This is a genomic window from Actinoalloteichus hymeniacidonis (genome assembly GCF_014203365.1).
Taxonomy (GTDB): domain Bacteria; phylum Actinomycetota; class Actinomycetes; order Mycobacteriales; family Pseudonocardiaceae; genus Actinoalloteichus_A; species Actinoalloteichus_A hymeniacidonis.
On record NZ_JACHIS010000001.1, the window covers coordinates 3736143 to 3754890 of the forward strand.

At 68.5% G+C, this 18748-nt stretch carries 14 protein-coding genes; 6 read left to right on the top strand and 8 right to left on the bottom strand.

All coding sequences use genetic code 11. From position 1 onward, the window contains the following. Window positions 1-156 precede the first annotated feature (156 nt). The 3 genes from BKA25_RS15290 (at window position 157) to BKA25_RS15300 (ending at window position 6614) form a co-directional block, all read left to right on the top strand. Window positions 157-4902: an OmpL47-type beta-barrel domain-containing protein gene (locus BKA25_RS15290; RefSeq protein WP_084642911.1), complete on the top strand. Its 4746-nt coding sequence runs from the start codon at window positions 157-159 to the stop codon at window positions 4900-4902. A 124-nt stretch (window positions 4903-5026) separates the two neighbouring features. Beyond that, window positions 5027-5710, top strand: coding sequence for a 3-keto-disaccharide hydrolase (locus tag BKA25_RS15295; protein WP_236750724.1), 684 nt, complete (start codon window positions 5027-5029; stop codon window positions 5708-5710). A 178-nt stretch (window positions 5711-5888) separates the two neighbouring features. Beyond that, window positions 5889-6614, top strand: coding sequence for a sugar isomerase domain-containing protein (locus BKA25_RS15300; protein ID WP_069848864.1), 726 nt, complete (start codon window positions 5889-5891; stop codon window positions 6612-6614). Between the two features lie 87 nt (window positions 6615-6701). On the opposite strand, the gene BKA25_RS15305 is transcribed toward BKA25_RS15300, so the two are convergent. Then, the gene (locus BKA25_RS15305) at window positions 6702-7106 is read right to left on the bottom strand and encodes a winged helix-turn-helix transcriptional regulator (protein ID WP_236750722.1); all 405 of its coding nucleotides are present in this window, start codon (window positions 7104-7106) and stop codon (window positions 6702-6704) included. Between the two features lie 116 nt (window positions 7107-7222). Here BKA25_RS15305 and BKA25_RS15310 point away from each other — a divergent pair, with 116 nt between their 5' ends. Further along, a complete protein-coding gene (locus BKA25_RS15310) occupies window positions 7223-8080 on the top strand; it encodes an SDR family oxidoreductase (protein WP_069848861.1) in 858 nt (285 codons plus the stop codon). Window positions 8081-8417: 337 nt separating this feature from the next. Here BKA25_RS15310 and BKA25_RS15315 read toward each other — a convergent pair whose 3' ends face one another. The 7 genes from BKA25_RS15315 to BKA25_RS15345 all read right to left on the bottom strand — a co-directional run bounded on the left by BKA25_RS15315 (window position 8418) and on the right by BKA25_RS15345 (window position 15854). Further along, on the bottom strand, window positions 8418-9224 hold the full coding sequence (locus BKA25_RS15315) for an enoyl-CoA hydratase/isomerase family protein (protein WP_069848859.1): 807 nt from the start codon (window positions 9222-9224) through the stop codon (window positions 8418-8420). Window positions 9225-9327: 103 nt separating this feature from the next. Then, a complete protein-coding gene (locus tag BKA25_RS15320) occupies window positions 9328-9537 on the bottom strand; it encodes a helix-turn-helix domain-containing protein (protein WP_075740427.1) in 210 nt (69 codons plus the stop codon). Between the two features lie 177 nt (window positions 9538-9714). Next, the gene (locus BKA25_RS15325) at window positions 9715-11343 is read right to left on the bottom strand and encodes an ABC-F family ATP-binding cassette domain-containing protein (RefSeq protein ID WP_069848855.1); all 1629 of its coding nucleotides are present in this window, start codon (window positions 11341-11343) and stop codon (window positions 9715-9717) included. Between the two features lie 377 nt (window positions 11344-11720). Continuing rightward, entirely contained in the window at window positions 11721-12419 is a 699-nt protein-coding gene (locus tag BKA25_RS15330) for an acVLRF1 family peptidyl-tRNA hydrolase (protein ID WP_069848853.1), read from the bottom strand. Between the two features lie 118 nt (window positions 12420-12537). Further along, window positions 12538-13137, bottom strand: a complete 600-nt coding sequence (locus BKA25_RS15335) for a hypothetical protein (protein WP_069848851.1) — start codon at window positions 13135-13137, stop codon at window positions 12538-12540. 58 nt (window positions 13138-13195) lie between these two features. Next, window positions 13196-14740 carry a deoxyguanosinetriphosphate triphosphohydrolase family protein gene (locus tag BKA25_RS15340; RefSeq protein ID WP_069853593.1) on the bottom strand — a complete coding sequence of 515 codons (1545 nt, stop codon included), beginning with the start codon at window positions 14738-14740 and terminating at the stop codon, window positions 13196-13198. A 211-nt stretch (window positions 14741-14951) separates the two neighbouring features. Beyond that, a complete protein-coding gene (locus tag BKA25_RS15345) occupies window positions 14952-15854 on the bottom strand; it encodes a helix-turn-helix domain-containing protein (RefSeq protein ID WP_069848850.1) in 903 nt (300 codons plus the stop codon). A gap of 138 nt (window positions 15855-15992) precedes the next feature. Between BKA25_RS15345 and BKA25_RS15350 the strand changes: the two genes are divergently transcribed. Both BKA25_RS15350 and BKA25_RS15355 read left to right on the top strand, forming a co-directional pair. Next, complete coding sequence (locus BKA25_RS15350) at window positions 15993-16910, top strand: MBL fold metallo-hydrolase (RefSeq protein WP_069848848.1); 918 nt, start codon at window positions 15993-15995, stop codon at window positions 16908-16910. Next, window positions 16910-18382, top strand: a complete 1473-nt coding sequence (locus BKA25_RS15355; RefSeq protein ID WP_172803780.1) for a carboxylesterase/lipase family protein — start codon at window positions 16910-16912, stop codon at window positions 18380-18382. Before BKA25_RS15350 ends, BKA25_RS15355 begins: the two co-directional genes overlap by 1 nt. The last annotated feature ends 366 nt before the right edge of the window (window positions 18383-18748 follow it).

Here is an 18748-nt window from a genome sequence, read left to right on the forward strand (position 1 = left end):
TGTGACCACTGCCATAGCACAGTATTTCGCAAGAATAAAGACTGTGTTAACAGCATCGGCATTCACATACTTGAGCCTGCCCCGAACAAAGTGGTCGAGCGCTCCTGGCGGCGGGAGAGCGCGGCCACCGTTGACCCATGTCCAGAAAGGACCCGCATGTCATCGACACGCCGTCGCGTGCTGGGGTTCGTCCTCGGTGCCGCGCTGCTGGTGCCTTTGGCCGGGGTAGCCCCGGCCGCCGCCCAGCAGTCGGATCCGCAGCCACCCGAGGAGAGCACCAGGCTCACCGCGGTCCCCGAAGACCTGACGCCGTTCGCCGAGGCCACCGGCGACTTCGAGAAGATCCAACTCACCGAGGACGTCGGCGAGCCGATGGCGCTGGCCGTCACACCCGACGGCCGGGTGCTGATGACCGACCGACGCGGCATCATCAAGATCTTCAACCCGGACAGCTACAACGTGACGACCGCCGCGGAGATCGAGGTCTACGCGGGCGAGGAGGACGGCCTCCAAGGCATCGCCGTCGACCCGAACTTCGAGGAGAACGGCTGGGTCTACACGTATTACTCGCCGCCGGACCCCGAGCCCCGCAACCGCCTCTCCCGGTTCAAACTCGAAGGCGACGTGATCGATCGCGAGAGCGAACAGATCATCCTCGAGGTCCCCACCCAGCGCGACCTGTGCTGCCACGTCGGTGGTGACATCGACTTCGACTCGGCTGGCAACCTCTTCCTCTCCACCGGAGACAACACCAACTCGTGGGCGTCCGACGGCTACACGCCGATCGACGAGCGCGAGGACCGCTCCGCATTCGACGCGCAGCGGTCGTCCGGCAACACCAACGACCTGCGCGGAAAGCTGCTGCGCATCCACGTCGAGGAAGACGGCAGCTACACCATCCCCGAGGGCAACCTGTTCCCCGAGGGCACCGAGGGCACGCGCCCCGAGGTGTACTACATGGGTCTGCGCAACCCGTTCCGCTTCAGCGTGGACCAGGAGACGGACCGGATCTTCCTCGGTGTCGTCGGCCCCGACGCACGGGATGCCAACCCGGACCGTGGCCCGCACGCCTTCGACGAGGTCTACCTGATGGACGGCCCCGGCAACGGCGGCTGGCCGTTCTGCATGGGCCCGAACGAGCCCTATCGGGACTACGACTTCGCCACCGGCGAGTCCGGCGAGGCCTTCGACTGCTCGGCCCCGGTCAACGACTCGCCGAACAACACCGGTCTGACCGACCTGCCCCCGGCGACCCCGGCGGACATCTACTACACCTACGGCTGCTCCGAGGAGTTCCCGGAGATCCCCTGCGAGGGTGGCAACTCGGCCTTCGGTGGCCCGGTCTACCGCTATGACGAATCGCTCGATTCGCCGACGAAGTTCCCCGAGTCCTACGACGGGGCACACTTCTTCTACGAATACTCGAGAAACTTCGTCGCCGACGTCCGCTTCGACGAGAACGGCGAATACTCCTCCATGACGCCGTTCCTGGAGGAATTGGACTTCAACCAGCCGATGGACATGGAGTTCGGGCCCGAGGGTTCGCTCTACGTCATCGAGTACGGTGGCGGATTCTTCACGCCCGGCACCTACGCGGGTCTCTACCGCATCGATTACACCGAGGGCGTCCAGTCGCCGGACGTTGCGCTGGCCTCCACCGAGACCTCGGGCGAGGCCCCGCTGGAGGTGTCCTTCGACGCGACCGGCACCACCGATCCCAACGGCGGAGAGCTCAGCTACGCCTGGGACTTCGAGGGTGACGGTGTCAACGACGCCGAGGGCATCACCGGTACGCACACCTACACCGAGAACGGCATCTACAACGCCAAGCTGGAAGTCACCAACTCGGCGGGCCGGGTCACGGTACGACGAGTGACCATCACGATCGGCAATTACGCCCCCGAGGTCGAATTCACCACCCCCGGCAACGGCGCGTTGTTCGGCTGGGGCGATGAGATCGCCTACGACGTGTCGGTCGACGACGTCGAGGACGGCACCATCGGCGATGGCATCAGCTGTTCCGCTGTCACCGTGCAGACGGCATTGGGCCATGACGTCCACGCGCACCCGCAGAGCAATATGCAGAGCTGCGAGGGCGTGACGACGACCCAGGAGGACGGCGGCCACGGCGGCGAGGCGAACCTCTTCTGGGTTCTGCGATCCAGCTATGAGGACCGAGGCGCCGAGGGCGTCGCGGCCACCTCGGGCGAACAGGAGATCATCCTGCAGCCCAAGCGCAAGCAGGCGATCCATTTCGACGGCTCCGAGGGTGTCGAGGTCATCGACGACGAGGCAGCCGAGGGCGGCCGAGCACTGGGCGGGGTGAACGCGGGCGACTGGGTCTCGTTCTCGCCGTACAACCTGGCGATGATCGACTCCGTGCGTCTCGGCGCGGCGGGGTTGGCGGGCGGCACCGTCGAGCTTCGGGCGAACGCCCCCGACGGCGAGGTCATCTCGACCACCGAGGTGCCTGCGGGCTCCGGCGACGAGTACGTCGAGCTGGACCCGACCGAGATCACCGCTCCCGAGGGCACCTTCGAACTGTTCGTGGTGTTCGCCGGCGAGGGTGACGAGGAACTGCTCAAGCTGAACTACCTCGACTTCGACGGTCTCGGTGCGGCAGGCCCCCGGGTGATCCATGCCGAGTCCGATGTCGACCGTGGTGCGGCACCGCTCGCGGCGAACCTCACCGTTTCCGGCGAGGCGCTTCCCGAGGGCACGACCTTCTCCTGGGATCTGGGCGATGGCAACACCGCCGAGGGCGAGTCCGTGTCGCACACCTACGAGGCGACCGGCGAGTACACGGCCACGGTGACCGCGACCGATGCGGACGGCGTGGTCCGAGGGTCCGCCGAGACGACGATCGCGGTGCACGAGCCGATCGACGGCACCATCGAGGTGACGCCGGAATCGGCCGAGCTGAACACCCGCGAGCAGCAACAGGTCTCCGCGACCTTCACACCCGGTGAGGGCACGCCCGCCGACAGCGCGGTGAGCATCGAGGTCTACCGCTCGTCGCCCGCCAGCGAGCTTCCGCCGGGACACACCGAGGGTGAGCCCTACGTCCGAGTCGAGCAGCATGTCGCCGAGCCCGACGAGAACGGTGCGGTCACCTTCGACTACACCAGCACGGTCGGCGCGTCCGACCACATCGTGGCGTGCCTCGGTTACGGCGGCTCGTGTGTCCGAGGTGAGAGCCTGGTCGTCACCGATGAGGGCCCGGTCAACCTTCGGGAGGACCTCGCCTCCGACAGTGGTTCGGTGAGCTGGCAGGCAACGCCCGACGAAGAGGGTTGGATCACCCTGTTCGACGGCAAGAGCCTGGCGGGTTGGGACCACGTCGGCCAGGGCGGCTTCGAGGTGACCGAGGAGGGTCTGCTCAAGCCGCAGACCGGTGGCTTCGGCGTCCTCTACTACGACGACGCCGAGTTCGAGGACTACGTCCTGGAGGCGGAGTACGAGAGCTTCAGCGTCAGCGCCAACTCCGGTCTGTACCAGCGTTTCCCGGATCCGGAGGGTGACGCGGGGGTCCCGGGCCGCGAGGGCTACGAGGTCGCGATCCTGGACCGCGTCGACAACGTGGTCAACCGAACCGGGTCGATCAACGGGTTGATGGCCGCGAAGTACCTGACCGCCAAGCCGCCGTACGGCGGTTGGAACCTCTTCGAGATCGACGTGACGGGCGATCAGTACAACGTCGTCCTGAACGACCGCGTGGTCACCGAGTACACCGGCGATGGCAGCCGGGGTCAGGGTGGGCACATCGGTCTGGAGAACAGCAACGCCAACCAGCTGCACTTCCGCAACATCCGGATCAAGCCTGCAGACGGCGGCGGCGAGGAGGACACGACGGCGCCGGTGACCTCGGCCAGCACCACCCCGGGTGAACCCGACGGACAGGACGGCTGGTTCACCAGCAGCCCCGTCCAGGTCACCCTCGAGGCCACCGACGACGACAGCGGCATCGACACCACCGAATACCGCATCGGCGACGGCGACTGGACCACCTACCAGGAACCCATCACCCTCACCGACGACGGCACCCACACCGTCGAATACCGCTCCACCGACACCGCAGGCAACATCGAGGAACCCCAAACCCTCGACATCGCCATCGACACCACCGCCCCCACCACCGAGGCCACCTTCCCCGATGCGGGCGAGGGCGGCTGGCACGATGGTGAGGTCACCGTGGCACTCGAGGGCATCGACGAGGGCAGCGGCGTCGCTCGGACCGAGTGGAGCCTGGACGGCGGTGACTGGACCACCTACGAGGAGCCCGTCACCGTCACCGGCGAGGGCCCGCACTCAGTGCTCTATCGCACCATCGACATCGCGGGCAACATCGAGGCCGAGAAGGCCGCCACCATCCTCATCGACCCGACCGCACCGACTCTCGTCGTCGCGGGCGTGGCCGACGGACGGGTCTACGGCGACGCCACCGACCTCGTCCTGCACTGGCAGGCCAAGGACGCCACCTCGGGTGTCGCCACGACGGTGGGCACGCTCAACGGCGAGGAGTTGGAGTCCGGGGAGTACCTGCCCCTGCACCGGCTTCCGCTCGGCGTGCAGGAGCTCTCGGTGACCGCATCGGACAACGCGGGTAACACCACCGAGCAGTCGGTCTCCTTCGCCACCAACACGTCCACCAGGGACATCAGCCAGTTGATCGACCGGTTCCGCGCCACCAACCGGCTCAGCCTCACCGCCACCATCCAGCTGCGCGAGCAGCTGACCGAGGCACGACTGGCCGAAGCACGCGGTGACGACCTCGCCACCATCGACGAGCTCCACTCGCTCCTGGAGGCCATCGGCGACACCACGCTCGTCACCGCCGACGATGTCCGCGAAACGCTGTCCAGGGACATCCAGGCTGTCATCGACGCGATCGAAGGGGTTTAGCAGCGAACGCGATCCCGACCGCAAGCACCTTCGAGTGATTCGAAGGTCGTGAGCAGGCGGGCGGGCCGACGATGAGGTCGGCCCGCCCGCCCCCTCTTCTTTCAGCACAGAAAGGAATCGAGACGTGCGCGATGTACGACGAATGCTCGGTGCTGCTCTCGCCGGTGTCACCCTGAGCAGCCTGTTCGCGGTGGGAATCGGTGGCTCTGCGAGTGCCTCGTCCACTCCCGAGACGGCGAAGGATCCGGTCGCGCTGGCCTGCGAGGCTCCGGTCCGGCTGTTCGACGGCAACACCACCGAAGGCTGGTACCAGGCTGGGCCCGGCGGATTCGACGTCGTCGACGGCACCCTGCAGAGCCGTGATGGCATGGGTCTGCTCTGGTACGACGAGCAGGACTTCGCCGACTACATCCTGATGCTGGACTGGCGGGTCACCGCCGAGACGGACAACTCCGGGGTCTTCGTCCGCTTCCCCGATCCCGGCGACGACCCGTGGGTGGCCGTCGACCATGGCTACGAGATCCAGATCAACGACAACCCGGCGGGCGACCCGCAGAAGACCGGTTCCGTCTACAACCACCAGGAGCCGAGTTCCTACCCGTCCAACGAGGTCGGCGAGTGGAACCGGTACGTGATCAAGGTCGTCGGCGAGCGCTACCAGGTGTACCTGAACGGCACGCTCGTCAACGACTTCACCAGCACCGACCCCGCCCGGGGCCTGGAGGGTTACATCGGGTTGCAGAATCACGATCCGGAGACCCGGACCCAGTTCCGCAACATCTGGGTGCAGCCGCTGTGTGAGCAGTAGTCCCGTGTGACAGCGCCGCCGTCTACCGCCTCGGTTCCAGCAGGCGGAGGACGGCGGCGCCGTCGTCTCTGGAGGGTGCGGCCTGCATCGAGGCCCGCCCATTGCATCCCGAGCACTGCCGCGCACCGTCGACCGTGTGGTATAGACCAGTGCCACGGATCCGACGAAGGAGGCGGCGATGACCGACAGCATCCCGACGAGCTACGGCACGATCGTGGGCGACCATCTGGCACGCATCGAGAAGCACAACGCCGAGGCGATCGACCGGGCCGCGTCCGCGATCCTGACGACGGTGCGGGCCGACGGCACCGTGTACACGGCCGGGGCGGGACATTCGCTCGCCGCCGTCGCCGAGACCTTCTACCGGGCAGGCGGTCTCGCCCTGATCCGCCCGCTCTATCACCCGGATCTCCTCCCGATGCACGGCGCGCGCAGCAGCACCACCGCCGAGCGCCGCTCGGGGCTGGCCGAGGAGGTGCTCGGGAAGGTCGACATCACCGGCGAGGACACCCTGGTCGTCTTCTCCCATTCCGGGATCAACCCCTACCCCGTGGAGCTGGCCGCAGCGGGCCGCGCCGCAGGCTGCCCGGTGATCGCGGTGACCTCCACCGCCGCAGGTGCGGCGGCCCCGCGTCGGTCGCACAGCACCGTCGCCGAGCAGGCGGACGTCATCCTGGACACCCTGGTGCCGCCCGGCGATGCCGCCTATCCCCGCGAGTCGCCGGTCACGGCAGCGCTGTCCTCGATCTCCACCGGCTTCCTGTGGAACCTCGTGTTGGTGCGGCTGCACGACCGCACCGAGACCGAACTCCCCCGTTGGCGCAGCGCGAACGTCGTCGGCGGCGATCAGGCCAATGCGGCGCTGTTCGACCGCCAGCTGCCCCGGATCCCCGAGTTGGGCTGACAGCCGCCCTCGACCGGCCCCGTCTGCCCTCGCCCTCACCACGGCGCACGAGAGGCGCGGGGCCTCCGCTCGCCGAGGCAGGCGGGATCAGCCAGCCGGGTGTGACCGGTCGTACCGATCTTGTGCTGCCACGATGTCGTGCGCCCGCAACGCAACCCAGTCCAGCATTCCCTGCAGCGGGACGGTCAGTTCGTCCCCGAGCGGCGTCAGCGCATAGGAGACCTGCGGCGGGGCGGTGGGCTCGACCGCGCGGTCGACCAGCCCGTCGCGCACCATCAGACGGAGGTTCTGCGCCAACATCTTCTCACTGATCCCATCGATGCGGTCGCGGATCGCCGAGAATCGAAGCGGACCATCGCGAAGCGCCGCCAAGACCAGGATTCCCCACCGGCTCGCGATATGGCTGATGACAGTCCGACCAGGACAGTCGTTGTTGAATGCATCACTGGTCGGATCGGCGGCGGGCGCACTCGCCAGCATGCTTACGTCCACTCCACAAGCTTACTTATCGGTAGGTACTTACTAGAAGTGCGCCGATCTTCCTAGGCTCCCCTCTCGTTGACCGCTCGACAGGACGATCGGTCCGGACAGTGATGGAGAGCTCATCGATGACGAATCTCAAGCCAATCCTGGTGATCGGCGCGACCGGCCACGTCGGTGGGGCGGTGGTCAACCGATTGGTCGAACTCGGCGTCCCGGTCCGCGCGCTGAGCCGCCGACCGGCGGCGGTCGACCTGCCCGGCAGCGTGTCCGTCGTGCCGGGTGATCTGTTGGAGCCCGCAACGCTGCGCTCCGCGGTACGAGGCGTCGATGCGGTGTTTCTCGTGTGGCCCTTCTCCGACGGAGAAGCAGCAGGCCGCATCATCGACGTGCTCTCCGACGGGCCTCGACGTTTGGTGCTGCTGTCCACGGCCGCAGTACGCGACGACCTCGAGGAACAGGACAACCCCATCGGCGAGGCTCATGCGCCCGTCGAACAGGCGATCCGACGGTCGGGACTGGAATGGACGTTCCTACGGCCATTCGGATTCGCGACGAACACCCTGAACTGGGCATCCCAGATCCGCGCCGACGGAGTCGTGCGCGGTGCCTTCGGCGCGGCCGCAGCGACCTTGATCCATGAGCGCGACATCGCCGACGTGGCGGTGGCAGCACTGACCGAGCCAGGCCACGCGGGCCGAAGCCACCTGCTGTCCGGCTCCGAGCCGTTGACCCAGATCGAACAACTTCGACTCATCGGGGCAGCGATCGGCCGGGAACTACGGTGGGAGGAGGTCACCCGCGATGAGGCACGGCAACGGCTGAGCGTCTGGCTGCCGGCCCGCTTCATCGACGTCATGATCGACGGCCTCGAGCAGTCGGTGCAATCGCCGATCCCGGCACTGCCTACGGTGCAGGAGATCACCGGACGGCCCCCTCGATCGTTTCGGCAATGGGCGGCCGATCACGCTGCGGACTTCCGTTGATCACGCCACGACAGGCTCAGCAGACAACAGGCACGTGAGCGCACGCTGATCGATGAGCCTCCGGCAGTGCACGCGCGTCGGGATCACCGCAGCGGCGCGAAACCAAGTGTTACGACCCGGCTGCGTTTCAGGACCGCAGCCGGGCGTCGGTGTACCCGAGTCGCCCACGGCGATGGAGCTCCGGCGATGACCGGGAATGAGCCACACCGAGGTGTCATACCAGCTGCAGAGAAGCGGGGCGGACCCGCTCCTCGATGGAGACCACCACGATATGGCATGCGGAGATGTGCACCGGTGTCCACATCAAGTCCGAAAGAGACGGATGCACGATCTCGTCCTAAGCGCTCGCGCCCCCAACCGCCCGTGCCAGCGACCGCAGTTGCGCGGCACGTTCAGCAGCGCGCTGCTCCACCGGCGGCCTGCCATCGGCTGCGGCCGAGAGCAACCGCAGGGTCTCGGTGACCGCCGCCGCAGGAGCGGCCAGCGCCGCCTCGACGAATCGATCCACCGCGCCTGCAAGCTCGGCGGCGGGAACGGCCGCATTGGCCAGTCCGATCCTCGTCGCCTCCTCGGCGCCCACCGACCGGCCGGTCACACACAACTCCGCTGCTCGTGCATAGCCCACCAGCCGCACGAGCCACGAGGTCCCGCCGAGGTCGGGCACCAGCCCGAGCTGGGTCTCCGCCATGGCGAACTGCACATCATCGGCCACGATCCGCACGTCACACGCCAATGCGAGCTGGAAACCCGCACCGACGGCGTGGCCGTGGACCGCGGCGATCGTCAACCGCTCGGGATCGGCCAGCCAGGAGAATCCCGTCTGGTACTCCGCGATCCTCGCATCGGCGTCCTCGGAGTCCGCCGCCGCCAAGGACGGCAGCCCCGGCATCCCGTCGAAGCCCTCTTCAGTGAACAACCGCCGATCCAACCCCGAGGAGAAGGATCGGCCGGTGCCCGCGATCACCACCACCCGCACCTTCTCGGGCAGACTTCGCCCGATCTGCGATAAGGCCGCCCAGGTGCGGGGCGTCTGCGCACCCCGTACCTCGGGTCGGTCCAGCGTGATCGTCGCCCGAGGGCCATCGATCGCCAGCTGGAGGCCGCCACGGCGAAGCGTGTCGGCATCCACCGGTTCGTCCGTCACCCACCGACCTCTCTCGAACCGCCGCGCCCACGACGCGGCGGGTCCTTCCTGGGAAGAGCCGGGGACTCGGCCGGGCGACACCGCCCGAACCCCGGTCCCTCGATCACTTCTTCTTGGTTCGGGTCGCGCCCCCGCGCCCCCGAAGCTGCACGCCGGATTCGCTGAGGACCCGATGAACGAAGCCGTACGACCGACCGGTTGATTCGGCCAGGGCACGAATGCTCGCGCCCTTCTCGTACTTCTTCTTCAGATCCGTCGCAAGCTTGTCCCGTGCGGCGCCGGTGATGCGGGCGCCCTTCTTCAGGTCAGCCACCTTGTCCCGCCTTCCGTCCGAGCAGGTCGGGCCCCTTGCGGCCCCCGTCGCCGCAATGATCGAACACGAACAGCATTAATGCCAGGCGATCATGGGAAAACATCGCAAAGTGTTTATTGCCGCACTGTGCGTTATCAATGCTGACCAGGGGGTACCGTGAAAGTCACCGCGCGTAGATCAGGCGAGCTGTACCAGCTCCAGATAATCGTCCGACCAATGATCCTCGGTGCCGTCCGGCAGAAGAATCACCCGTTCGGGTTCGAGTGCCTGGACGGCACCGGGGTCGTGCGTCACGAGGATCACCGCGCCCTGGTAGGTGCGTAGCGCTTCCAGGACCTGTTCCCGGCTCGCCGGATCGAGGTTGTTGGTGGGCTCGTCGAGCAGCAGCACGTTGGCGGCGCTGGACACCAGTCCCGCCAAGGCCAACCGGGTCTTCTCGCCGCCGGAGAGTGTGCCCGCAGGCTGGTCGAGCTGCTCCCCGGTGAACAGGAAGGCACCGAGCAGGGTGCGCAGTTGTTGGGCGGGTGCGTCGGGCGCCGCGTGTTGGATGTTGGCCCACACACTCGCCGAGTGATCCAGCGTCTCGTGTTCCTGCGCGTAGTAGCCGATGCGCAGGCCGTGCCCGGGGATCACCGAGCCCGCGTCAGGGGTCTCCCTGCCACCGATCATCCGCAGCAGGGTCGTCTTGCCCGCACCGTTGAGGCCGAGCACGACCACCCGCGAGCCCCGGTCGATCGCCAGGTCGACGCCGGTGAAGATCTCCAGCGAGCCATAGGACTTGGAGAGGCCCTCCGCCGTCAACGGCGTCCGGCCACAGGGCGCGGGAGCCGGGAAGACGATCTTGGCCACCTTGTCGGAGACCCGCTGTTCGTCCAGCCCCGCGAGCAGTTTGTCGGCTCGCTTGGCCATGTTCTGCGCCGCGACGGCCTTGGTGGCCTTGGCACGCATCTTGTCGGCCTGGGCCATCAGCGCCGAGGCCTTCTTCTCGGCGTTGGCCCGTTCCCGGCGACGGCGCTTCTCGTCGGTGGCCCGCGCCTCCAGGTAGCGCTTCCACTCCATGTTGTAGATGTCGACCTCGCCACGGGTGGCATCCAGGAACCACACCTTGTTGACGACGGCCGCCAGCAGTTCCACGTCGTGGCTGATGACGATGAGGCCACCGGTGTGGGACCGCAGGAAATCACGAAGCCAGACGATGGAGTCCGCGTCGAGGTGGTTGGTGGGCTCGTCCAGGAGCAGGGTCGTCGCCGACTTGCCACCCGGCCCGGACTCGGAGGCGGCGAACAGGATGCGCGCGAGTTCCACCCGGCGGCGCTGGCCACCGGAGAGGGTGCTCAGCGACTGGTTCAGGATGCGGTCGGCCAGGCCGAGGTTGGAGCAGATCCGCGCGGCCTCGCTCTCGGCCGCGTAGCCGCCCAGCGAGGAGAATCGGTCTTCCAGCCTGCCGTATCGGCGGATCGCCGCGTCACGCTTGCTGTCGTCGACCAGCTCCGCCATCGCGGTCTGGGACTTCTCCATGTCGCGGAGCAGCTCGTCGAGTCCTCTGGCGGAGAGCACCCGGTCCTTGGCCGAGACCGAGAGGTCGCCCTCGCGGGGATCCTGAGGCAGGTAGCCGAGCTCACCGGTGCGCCGGGTCTCGCCCCCGTAGGGCGCCCCCTCACCCGCCAGCACCTTCAGCGTGGTGGTCTTGCCCGCCCCGTTACGGCCGACGAGACCGACGCGGTCGCCGGCCTGCACCCGCAGGTTGGCCTCCGAGAGCAGGATGCGCGACCCAGCGCGCAGTTCGAGATCCGTCGCAGTGATCAAGAGAGAACTCCGAGAAAAGAGGTGTGTGGTCACGGGCATGAGGGAGCGGCCCGTCGAAGAGACGACGCGCCTGCCCATGGGTTAATCGATGCGGACCACGTGCCCCAGTGTACGGGTCGGATCAACGCGAATTCCCCCGCGCCGACCCCTCGGACGACCCGGCCGCCTGGCTCGCAGGTCGGCTCGTACTCGCGGAGGGCGCTTCGGCGGCGGCCCACGGTGTTCGAGGAGCCCGAACGGCCATGATCGCCGTCGCGGTGTGGGCCGGGACGACACGGCGGCTCGATCTGGTGCATTCCGGCGGCCCGCCCAGGCTGTCGGGCGGACCTCGTCCTCGGCAGCTCGGCTCCCGGGGCGAACGCCCGGTCGAGCGCGCCTCAGGCGGGCGGGTCGACGACCACCACCTCCACGGCACGGGCCCGCTGTGCCGCGTCGTCCAGGACGACCCTGCGTGGCTCCACGACATCGAGGAGTCGAGGTTCGGCGATCGCGAAGAGCGGCGCGAGCCGGTTATCGGCGCGGAGTTCGTCCACCGCGTGCCGATCACCGCCGAACACCACGGCCTCCAGGGTCGGCACTGCGGGCAGCAGGACCTCGAAGGTCGCCTCGGCCGCAGCCGACAAGGACACCCGGGCCTGTCCCGCCCGACGGCGGGCGAACCGCTGCTGCGACCAACCGCCCGCCTTGTTCCGACCGTGGACCTGTCGGCGGCCGCTGCGCGAGGACACCACCGCGCCGTCGACCGCGACGCCCACGCTGAACCCACCGAGCCGCACCAGCACCAGACCGATCCGACGGGACCGTGACACGTGCGCGGTGAGTGCCTCGACCGCTCGTTCCGGCGCGCCCTGCTCGGTGCCGATGGCGGCGACGGACTCATCGGTGAGTCCCCCGAAGGGCACCGCCACCGAGACGGCGGCACCGTCGGCGGCGGTGATCTGCAACTGTGTCGCCGAGGTCGTCGTCTCGGCGAGACCGCCGTGCCGCTCGGCGAACCGCCCGAACCAGCCCGCCAACCGCTCCGGCTCGATCTCCACGGCCCGACCACCGCCTGCGACGCTGCGCACCCGGCTCATCGCCGGGCCCCCATCGAGTACCGCATCCGATTCATCCCCCGTCTCGCACTGATGTGGCCGCCGCCCGGTGACGTGTCCCGGCAGGTCCCCGCGCCCCGCCGTGCAGCAGCGCCGGGGCTCATCGGGGCGCCACCGCGACCCACACCGGCAGCGGGTGCCCGCTCTCGCCCGGCGACAGGCGCTGTACCGCCACGAAACCGGCGATCTGGAAGGCCTGCGCGATCTGGTCCCTGGCGAGTACCCGATGTCGGGTGGCGGTGCTGTGGGCTACCTCCCAGTCACCGTCCCGGCGATGCAGCCGCACTACTTCGAGTCCGTAGCCGGTGCCGTCCTCGGACCAGTCCCACAGCTGAACGGTGATCTGCCGGTCCTCCCCCGCGCCGGTGACCCTCGGTGGCGGCGCAGTCGGACGCAGGCTGCGTAGTCCGCTGAGTTCGGGGACTGCGGCCACCACGAGTCCACCGGCGCGCAGGGCGCGGCGGGCGGCGGCCAGCGCCCCGCTCACGCTGCCCTCGTGGGCGAGTTGCGGCAGGACGTCGTCGCCCACCCGCACCACATCCAGCCGCTCGGCCATCCGACCGTCTAGGACGTCGAGCAGTTCGGCCGAGCGGTACTCGGCGGAACCCAGGACCGCCGCGGCGACCTGTTCGAGGGCGTCCGCAGACGCGGCGGAGCCCGTCGAGGCGTGGGCATTACCGGGAAGTCGGCCGCCGGTCATCTCGAAGAGCCTAGATCCATCGGGGGCCCGAGCCCAGCCCGTGGTGCCGTCCGCCGCGTCATAGCACGAAGGCGTCGGTCCAGGTCTGACCGGAACGGCCGGACAACGCGTCCAGCAGTGCCACCGCCTGTCGGTCGCTGAGCGAGGCCACGAAGTCGACGACCGCACGACCTCTGGCCAGCGAGGCCACGGCGTCCGGCCCACTGGGGATCTCCCCGGTGGGGCCGGTGAGCAGGCTCGCGTCCCGGGCCGCCAACGACCGGTACTCCTCGTGCGCCAGCTCGACGAGGTCGTGCAGCCTGCGTGGTAGCCGCGCCGCCTCCATTCGATCGGTCAACCACTGCTCCAACGCCTCGACCAGGGCGGTCAGCAGTCGGGCCTGCCCGCGTTGGTGCAGGGCCAGGTCGGGGCGCAGCAGGACGAAGTGCCGGTGGACGAACTTCAGGACCTGGACCTCGTGCCACTGCCGGGGCGCGAGCACGATGTTGGCCGACCGGTTCGTCGGTTCGGCGAGGACCTCGACACCGGCGACCAACCGGCTCGTCCAACTCGCCGAGAACGAGGCGACCGCCTGTTCCGCCTCCACGGAACCGTCGAAGGGCACCGCGAGAAGTCGATCCACCACCTCCCGCTCCACCCGGTCCACCGCTTCGGCGAACGCCTCGTCGTCGACGATCCAGGAGTCCTTCCAGTGCAGTCGGCGGCGCAGTCCCTCCAACGCGTGGCCTGGTTGACGGGCCCGATCGGCCAGCTCGTCCTCCGAGAGGTTGCGCAATTCGGCCGCTCGGCTGAGCCAGCCGTGCAACTCGGCCCACACCGTGGCGTGTTGGAGCACGCCGACCCGATGGAAGTCGTCGAGATCGTGGATCGCGTAGGCGATGTCGTCGGCGGTGTCCATCACGGCCGCCTCGACGGTCTGCTGCCACTCGGGTATCCGGCCGAGGAAGGCCGCCCGGGACTGATCGAGATCGTCCAGCTCGGTCACATACGCCGAGAACTTGGCCGAGCCGGTGCCCGGTGAGTCGTCGGGCTCCGCGGACCCGCGCGGCGGGACCGCCATGGTCCGAGGATGCGGATGCGGGTGCGAGAGCCGGGTCCACGGGTATTTGAGGACGGCGGCACGCACCGCTGCGGTCAGGTCGAGGCCTGCGGTGGCGGTTCCACCGGTGTCGATCGTGGTGACGATCCGGAACGACTGGGCATTGCCCTCGAAGCCGTCGGCCAGACCGAAACGGTTGCGGGCCAGCCGATCGAGCACCTGCTCCCCGAGGTGCCCGAACGGCGGGTGCCCGAGGTCGTGCGCGAGCGACGCCGCCTCGACCACGTCGGCGCTGAGGCCGCCGAGCTTCGCGACCAGGCGCTGTGCCGCCGGATCGGCGGTCAGCCGCTCGGCGATCCCCCTGGCGATCTGGGCGACCTTCAGGCTGTGGGTGAGCCGGTTGTGCAGCAGCAGCCCGGATCCCGTCGGGCTGACCACCTGGGTGACGCCGCCGAGCCGCGCGAAGAAGGGCGATGCGGTGATCCGGTCCCGGTCCACCCGATAGGGGTGGGCGGACAGATCCGATGGGCTCCGGCCCGCGCCGGAACGCCGGATCTCACGCAGCTTCTCGAGTGTCGTCTCCTCGGTCACCGGATGACCGTATCCCCGAGACGGTCGGGTGGGGCTCCGGCCCGTGTCCGGACCGACGTGCCCCGGCTGCCTGCCATGGTCTCGGTGCCCGGCGGCGGATCGACCGGTTCCGGCCGCCCGAACTCACCGCTGGGAGACGGTGACGTCCCGAGCCGCCTGCATCGAGACGCCGGCGAACCCTCCCCTAGTGATGGCTTCTCATCCGACCATCGAAGTGCTCTGCGGAGGGCTCCTGGCCAGTGCCCGCCTGTCGGAGTAGCGCGAGCGCCTCCCCTGCGGGTGAGCCGAGCGCAGTCGTACACACGATCAGCGCCTGTTCCGGCGAGCGGGCAATCGACAGCGTCTGCTGTGTCACGGTCACCGTGCCGACGACGGGGTGGTGCAGTTCGTAGGACGCGGCGTCACAGGGTGCCACCCGGTGGTCGCCCCAGAGTGCGACGAATTCCGGGCTCTTCATCGTCAGTTCGCCGATCAGCTCCGCGAGGAATGGGTCATCCGGGTGCCTGCTGACGGCGATCCGCAGGTTGCCGACGATCGCACGGGCCTTGCGCTGCCAGTCCGTGTACAGCTCCCGGCAGTGCGGGTCCAAGAACAGCATCCGACTCAGGTTCGGCCGTCGGGCCGGATCATCCGGGTCGAGGAAGTCCAGGTGACCGGCCAGCAGGGCGTGCCCGAGGGTGTTCCACGCCAGCACGTCCGTGCGCCTGCCGAGCACCAGCGCCGGGACGCCGTCCACGGCACGGAGGAGATCCCGCGTCTCACAGGCGAGCTTCTCGGGCCGAGGGCGTCGCGCGCGGGGCATACGGCGGGCGGCGCCGACGAGCCGGTGGAGGTGCGCACGCTCGTGGTCGTCGAGCAGCAGGGCGCGGGCGATCGCGTCGAGCACCTCAGCCGAAGCCCCTCGGGACAGGCCCTGCTCCAGTCGGGTGTAGTAGGAGACGCTGACGCCTGCCAATTGGGCCAATTCCTCCCGCCGCAGCCCGGGTACCCGCCTGCGAGGCCCCAGTTCGCGCAGGCCGACGTCCTCCGGCCGCAGCCGGGCCCGTCGGGCTTGGAGGAAGTCGCCGAGTGGGCCGGGTGCGTCCATGACCCCAGTATTCGGGGCACGACCCGACCCCAACCACCCCCTGCGAGGGGTACCACAACGCGGGAGTGGTTCGTGCTCGTCCCGGTGTCCAGGCTCGGTCGTATTCGGGCACATACCGCGAATTCGAGGACGGCTCACATGGAACAGACTCCGGAACAGATCGTTTTAGGCGACGTCACCGTCACCCGCATCAAGGAGTTCTACGGTCCGGTAGGGATGACTCCTGACGAGTTCTTCCCGGACAGTCCCGACGGCTCCTGGGAGGAGCACCGTGGCTGGCTGTCGCCCGACTTCTGGAATCACGAAACAGCCGAGTGCCACTCGGCGATCCAGTCCTGGCTGCTGCGCAGCGAAGGGCGCACGATCCTCGTCGATACCGGTGTTGGCAACCACAAGGACCGGCCGTACTCGCCGGTGTGGAGCAGGCTGAACACCGGATATCTCGACAACCTCGCCGCAGCAGGGGTGCGACCCGAAGATGTCGACATCGTGGTCAACACCCACCTGCATGTCGACCACGTCGGCTGGAACACCCGCCTCGACGGGCGGAGGTGGGTCCCGACCTTTCCGAACGCCACGTATCTGATGACGCGGCGGGACTTCGAGTTCTGGGACCCGGCCAACGAGAACGAGTCTGTGCTGGGTCGTGGCAACCAGAACGTCTTCGAGGACAGTGTCACTCCGGTCCACGAAGAGGGGCTGACACACCTGTGGGAAGGGTCGTACCGGATCGACAGGAACCTGCGGCTCGATCTCGCTCCCGGGCATACCCCCGGCTCGTCCGTGCTGACGCTGGACTCCGGTGGCGATCGGGCCCTGTTCGTCGGGGACCTGGTGCACACCGCGCTGCAGATCGCCGAGCCGGAGACCAATTCCTGTTTCTGCGAGAACCCGGCCGAGTCCCGTGCCACCCGACACAGGCTGCTCGGTCACGCCGCCGAGAACAAGGCACTCGTCTTCCCAGCGCACTTCGGCGGCCACGGCGCCACGGAGGTGGCACGCAGTGGTTCGAAGTTCACGATCAAGCGCTGGGCGGGCTTCTCCCGCATCTCCTGATGACCCGAACGAACCAGGAAAGGAAGTATTCCGTGCGCCAGCTTGCAGGCCCGGTCGTCACAACACCGGCGGGCGCCGTGCGCGGCATCCGCGACGACTTCGGCGAGCTCTACCGTGCCGTCCCCTACGCGGCAGCACCGACCGATGCCCGCCGCTTCGCCCCGCCCGCACCGCACCCGGGCTGGTCCGGGGTGCGCGATGGCACGCAACCCTCGTCCACGGCTCCCCAACCGGCCCGCGACTTCGGCAGGCTCGACATGACCCCCTACTTCGGACCCGGCTGGGTACGGGGCGGGGAGTACCTGACCGTCGATGTCCGCACCCCGGCCGCCGGCGACGGCGAGCGCCCCGTCATGGTCTTCGTGCACGGCGGCGGATTCGTCACCGGTTCGACAAGCGCCGCGCTGTACGACGGCAGTGCCTTCGCCCGCGACGGCATCGTCCTCGTCACGGTGAACTACCGCATCGGTATTCCCGGTTTCCTCGACCTACCGGGAGCTGTGCCCAACCGAGGATTGCTCGACGTGCTCGCCGCGCTCGGCTGGGTACGCGACACGGTCGCGGCGTTCGGCGGCGACCCGGACAACGTCACGATCTTCGGCCAGTCCGCAGGCGCCACACTCGTCGGAGCGTTACTCGCGACGCCACAGGCCAACGGCCTGTTCCAGCGGGCGATCATGCAGAGCGGCAGCGGTACCGGCGCCTTCACCCCGGAGCAGGCGCACCGAGTCACCGTCGCAGCGGCCGACGCGCTGGGTGTCGAACCGACAGCCGAAGCCTTCTCCTCGATCACCGACGAACGCTTCATGGAGATCCTTCCGGCCCTGGCAGGTCTCGATCTACGCACCGGCTCCGCCACTGATCCGCTGGCCGGGCTCAGTCCGTTCGGTCTGGTTCTTCCAAGCCAACCCGCCGACACTCTCGCCGACGGCCCGGCCCGCCACGTAGACCTGCTGATCGGCACCAATACCGAAGAGGGGCACCTCTACCTCGTGCCGCAGGGCGACCTGGAGTCCTCCACCGAGGCCGACGTGCTCGCCATCGCCACCAGGGTGTACGCGAACCCGGAGACCGGGGTCGCCGCGCATAGCGCGGCCCGACCGGACGCTACACCTGGTGAACTACGTTCCGCCGTGCTCGGAGATGCCCTGTTCGGAGCTGGTACGGCCCGCATGGCACAGGCACACGCACGGATTTCGAGCGGCGGCACGCACGTCTACTCGTTCGGTTACCGCTCAACCGCCTTGGATGGGCGACTCGGCGCCGCCCACACCGTCGAGCTGCCCTTCGTATTCGACCTCGCCGACAAACCATGGCTGCACGGGGAGACCGGTCTATTGGGCCCCGACCCCGCCCCGGCGAGCCTCGCGACACGGATACACGCCGCTTGGGTCTCGTTCGCCAGAACCGGGGACCCCGGCTGGGCTGCCTACGACCCGCAACACCCCGTGACGGAGATCCTCGGCAGCTGATCCGCGTCCCGGACGGGGAGGCGTCCGAACGATCGGCGATCCCACCCACCGCGGTGCCCGCCCCCGAACCCGACGCAGGCTGAACGAAGACCCGTTCGTAGGCACCGGCGAACTTCCCAGAACGCTGGAGCCGGGTGGTTCCCGGGCAACAGGTGCCCACCGAACCGATGCGGCCCCAGCGCGGACGAAGTGTTTGGCGCAGCGCGTTCAGGTGCCGGCCGAGGATTGGCCCATCGGCTCCCCGCCCGGCCTCGAATTGACCCGACAGGATTGAGCGACGGGTCCCAACCAGTGGGAGATGCAGCCGGGTCGCAGGCGGGTCGCAGGCGGGCGACCAGATCGGTGTGTCCCATTTCGTCGGAGAAA

Bases quoted from the DNA above. Each gene is read 5' to 3' on its own strand.
- BKA25_RS15290 (WP_084642911.1), top strand. From the start codon at position 157: ATGTCATCGACACGCCGTCGCGTGCTGGGGTTCGTCCTCGGTGCCGCG.
- BKA25_RS15300 (WP_069848864.1), top strand. From the start codon at position 5,889: ATGACCGACAGCATCCCGACGAGCTACGGCACGATCGTGGGCGACCAT.
- BKA25_RS15310 (WP_069848861.1), top strand. From the start codon at position 7,223: ATGACGAATCTCAAGCCAATCCTGGTGATCGGCGCGACCGGCCACGTC.
- BKA25_RS15330 (WP_069848853.1), bottom strand. From the start codon at position 12,419: ATGAGCCGGGTGCGCAGCGTCGCAGGCGGTGGTCGGGCCGTGGAGATC.
- BKA25_RS15335 (WP_069848851.1), bottom strand. From the start codon at position 13,137: ATGACCGGCGGCCGACTTCCCGGTAATGCCCACGCCTCGACGGGCTCC.
- BKA25_RS15345 (WP_069848850.1), bottom strand. From the start codon at position 15,854: ATGGACGCACCCGGCCCACTCGGCGACTTCCTCCAAGCCCGACGGGCC.
- BKA25_RS15350 (WP_069848848.1), top strand. From the start codon at position 15,993: ATGGAACAGACTCCGGAACAGATCGTTTTAGGCGACGTCACCGTCACC.
- BKA25_RS15355 (WP_172803780.1), top strand. From the start codon at position 16,910: ATGACCCGAACGAACCAGGAAAGGAAGTATTCCGTGCGCCAGCTTGCA.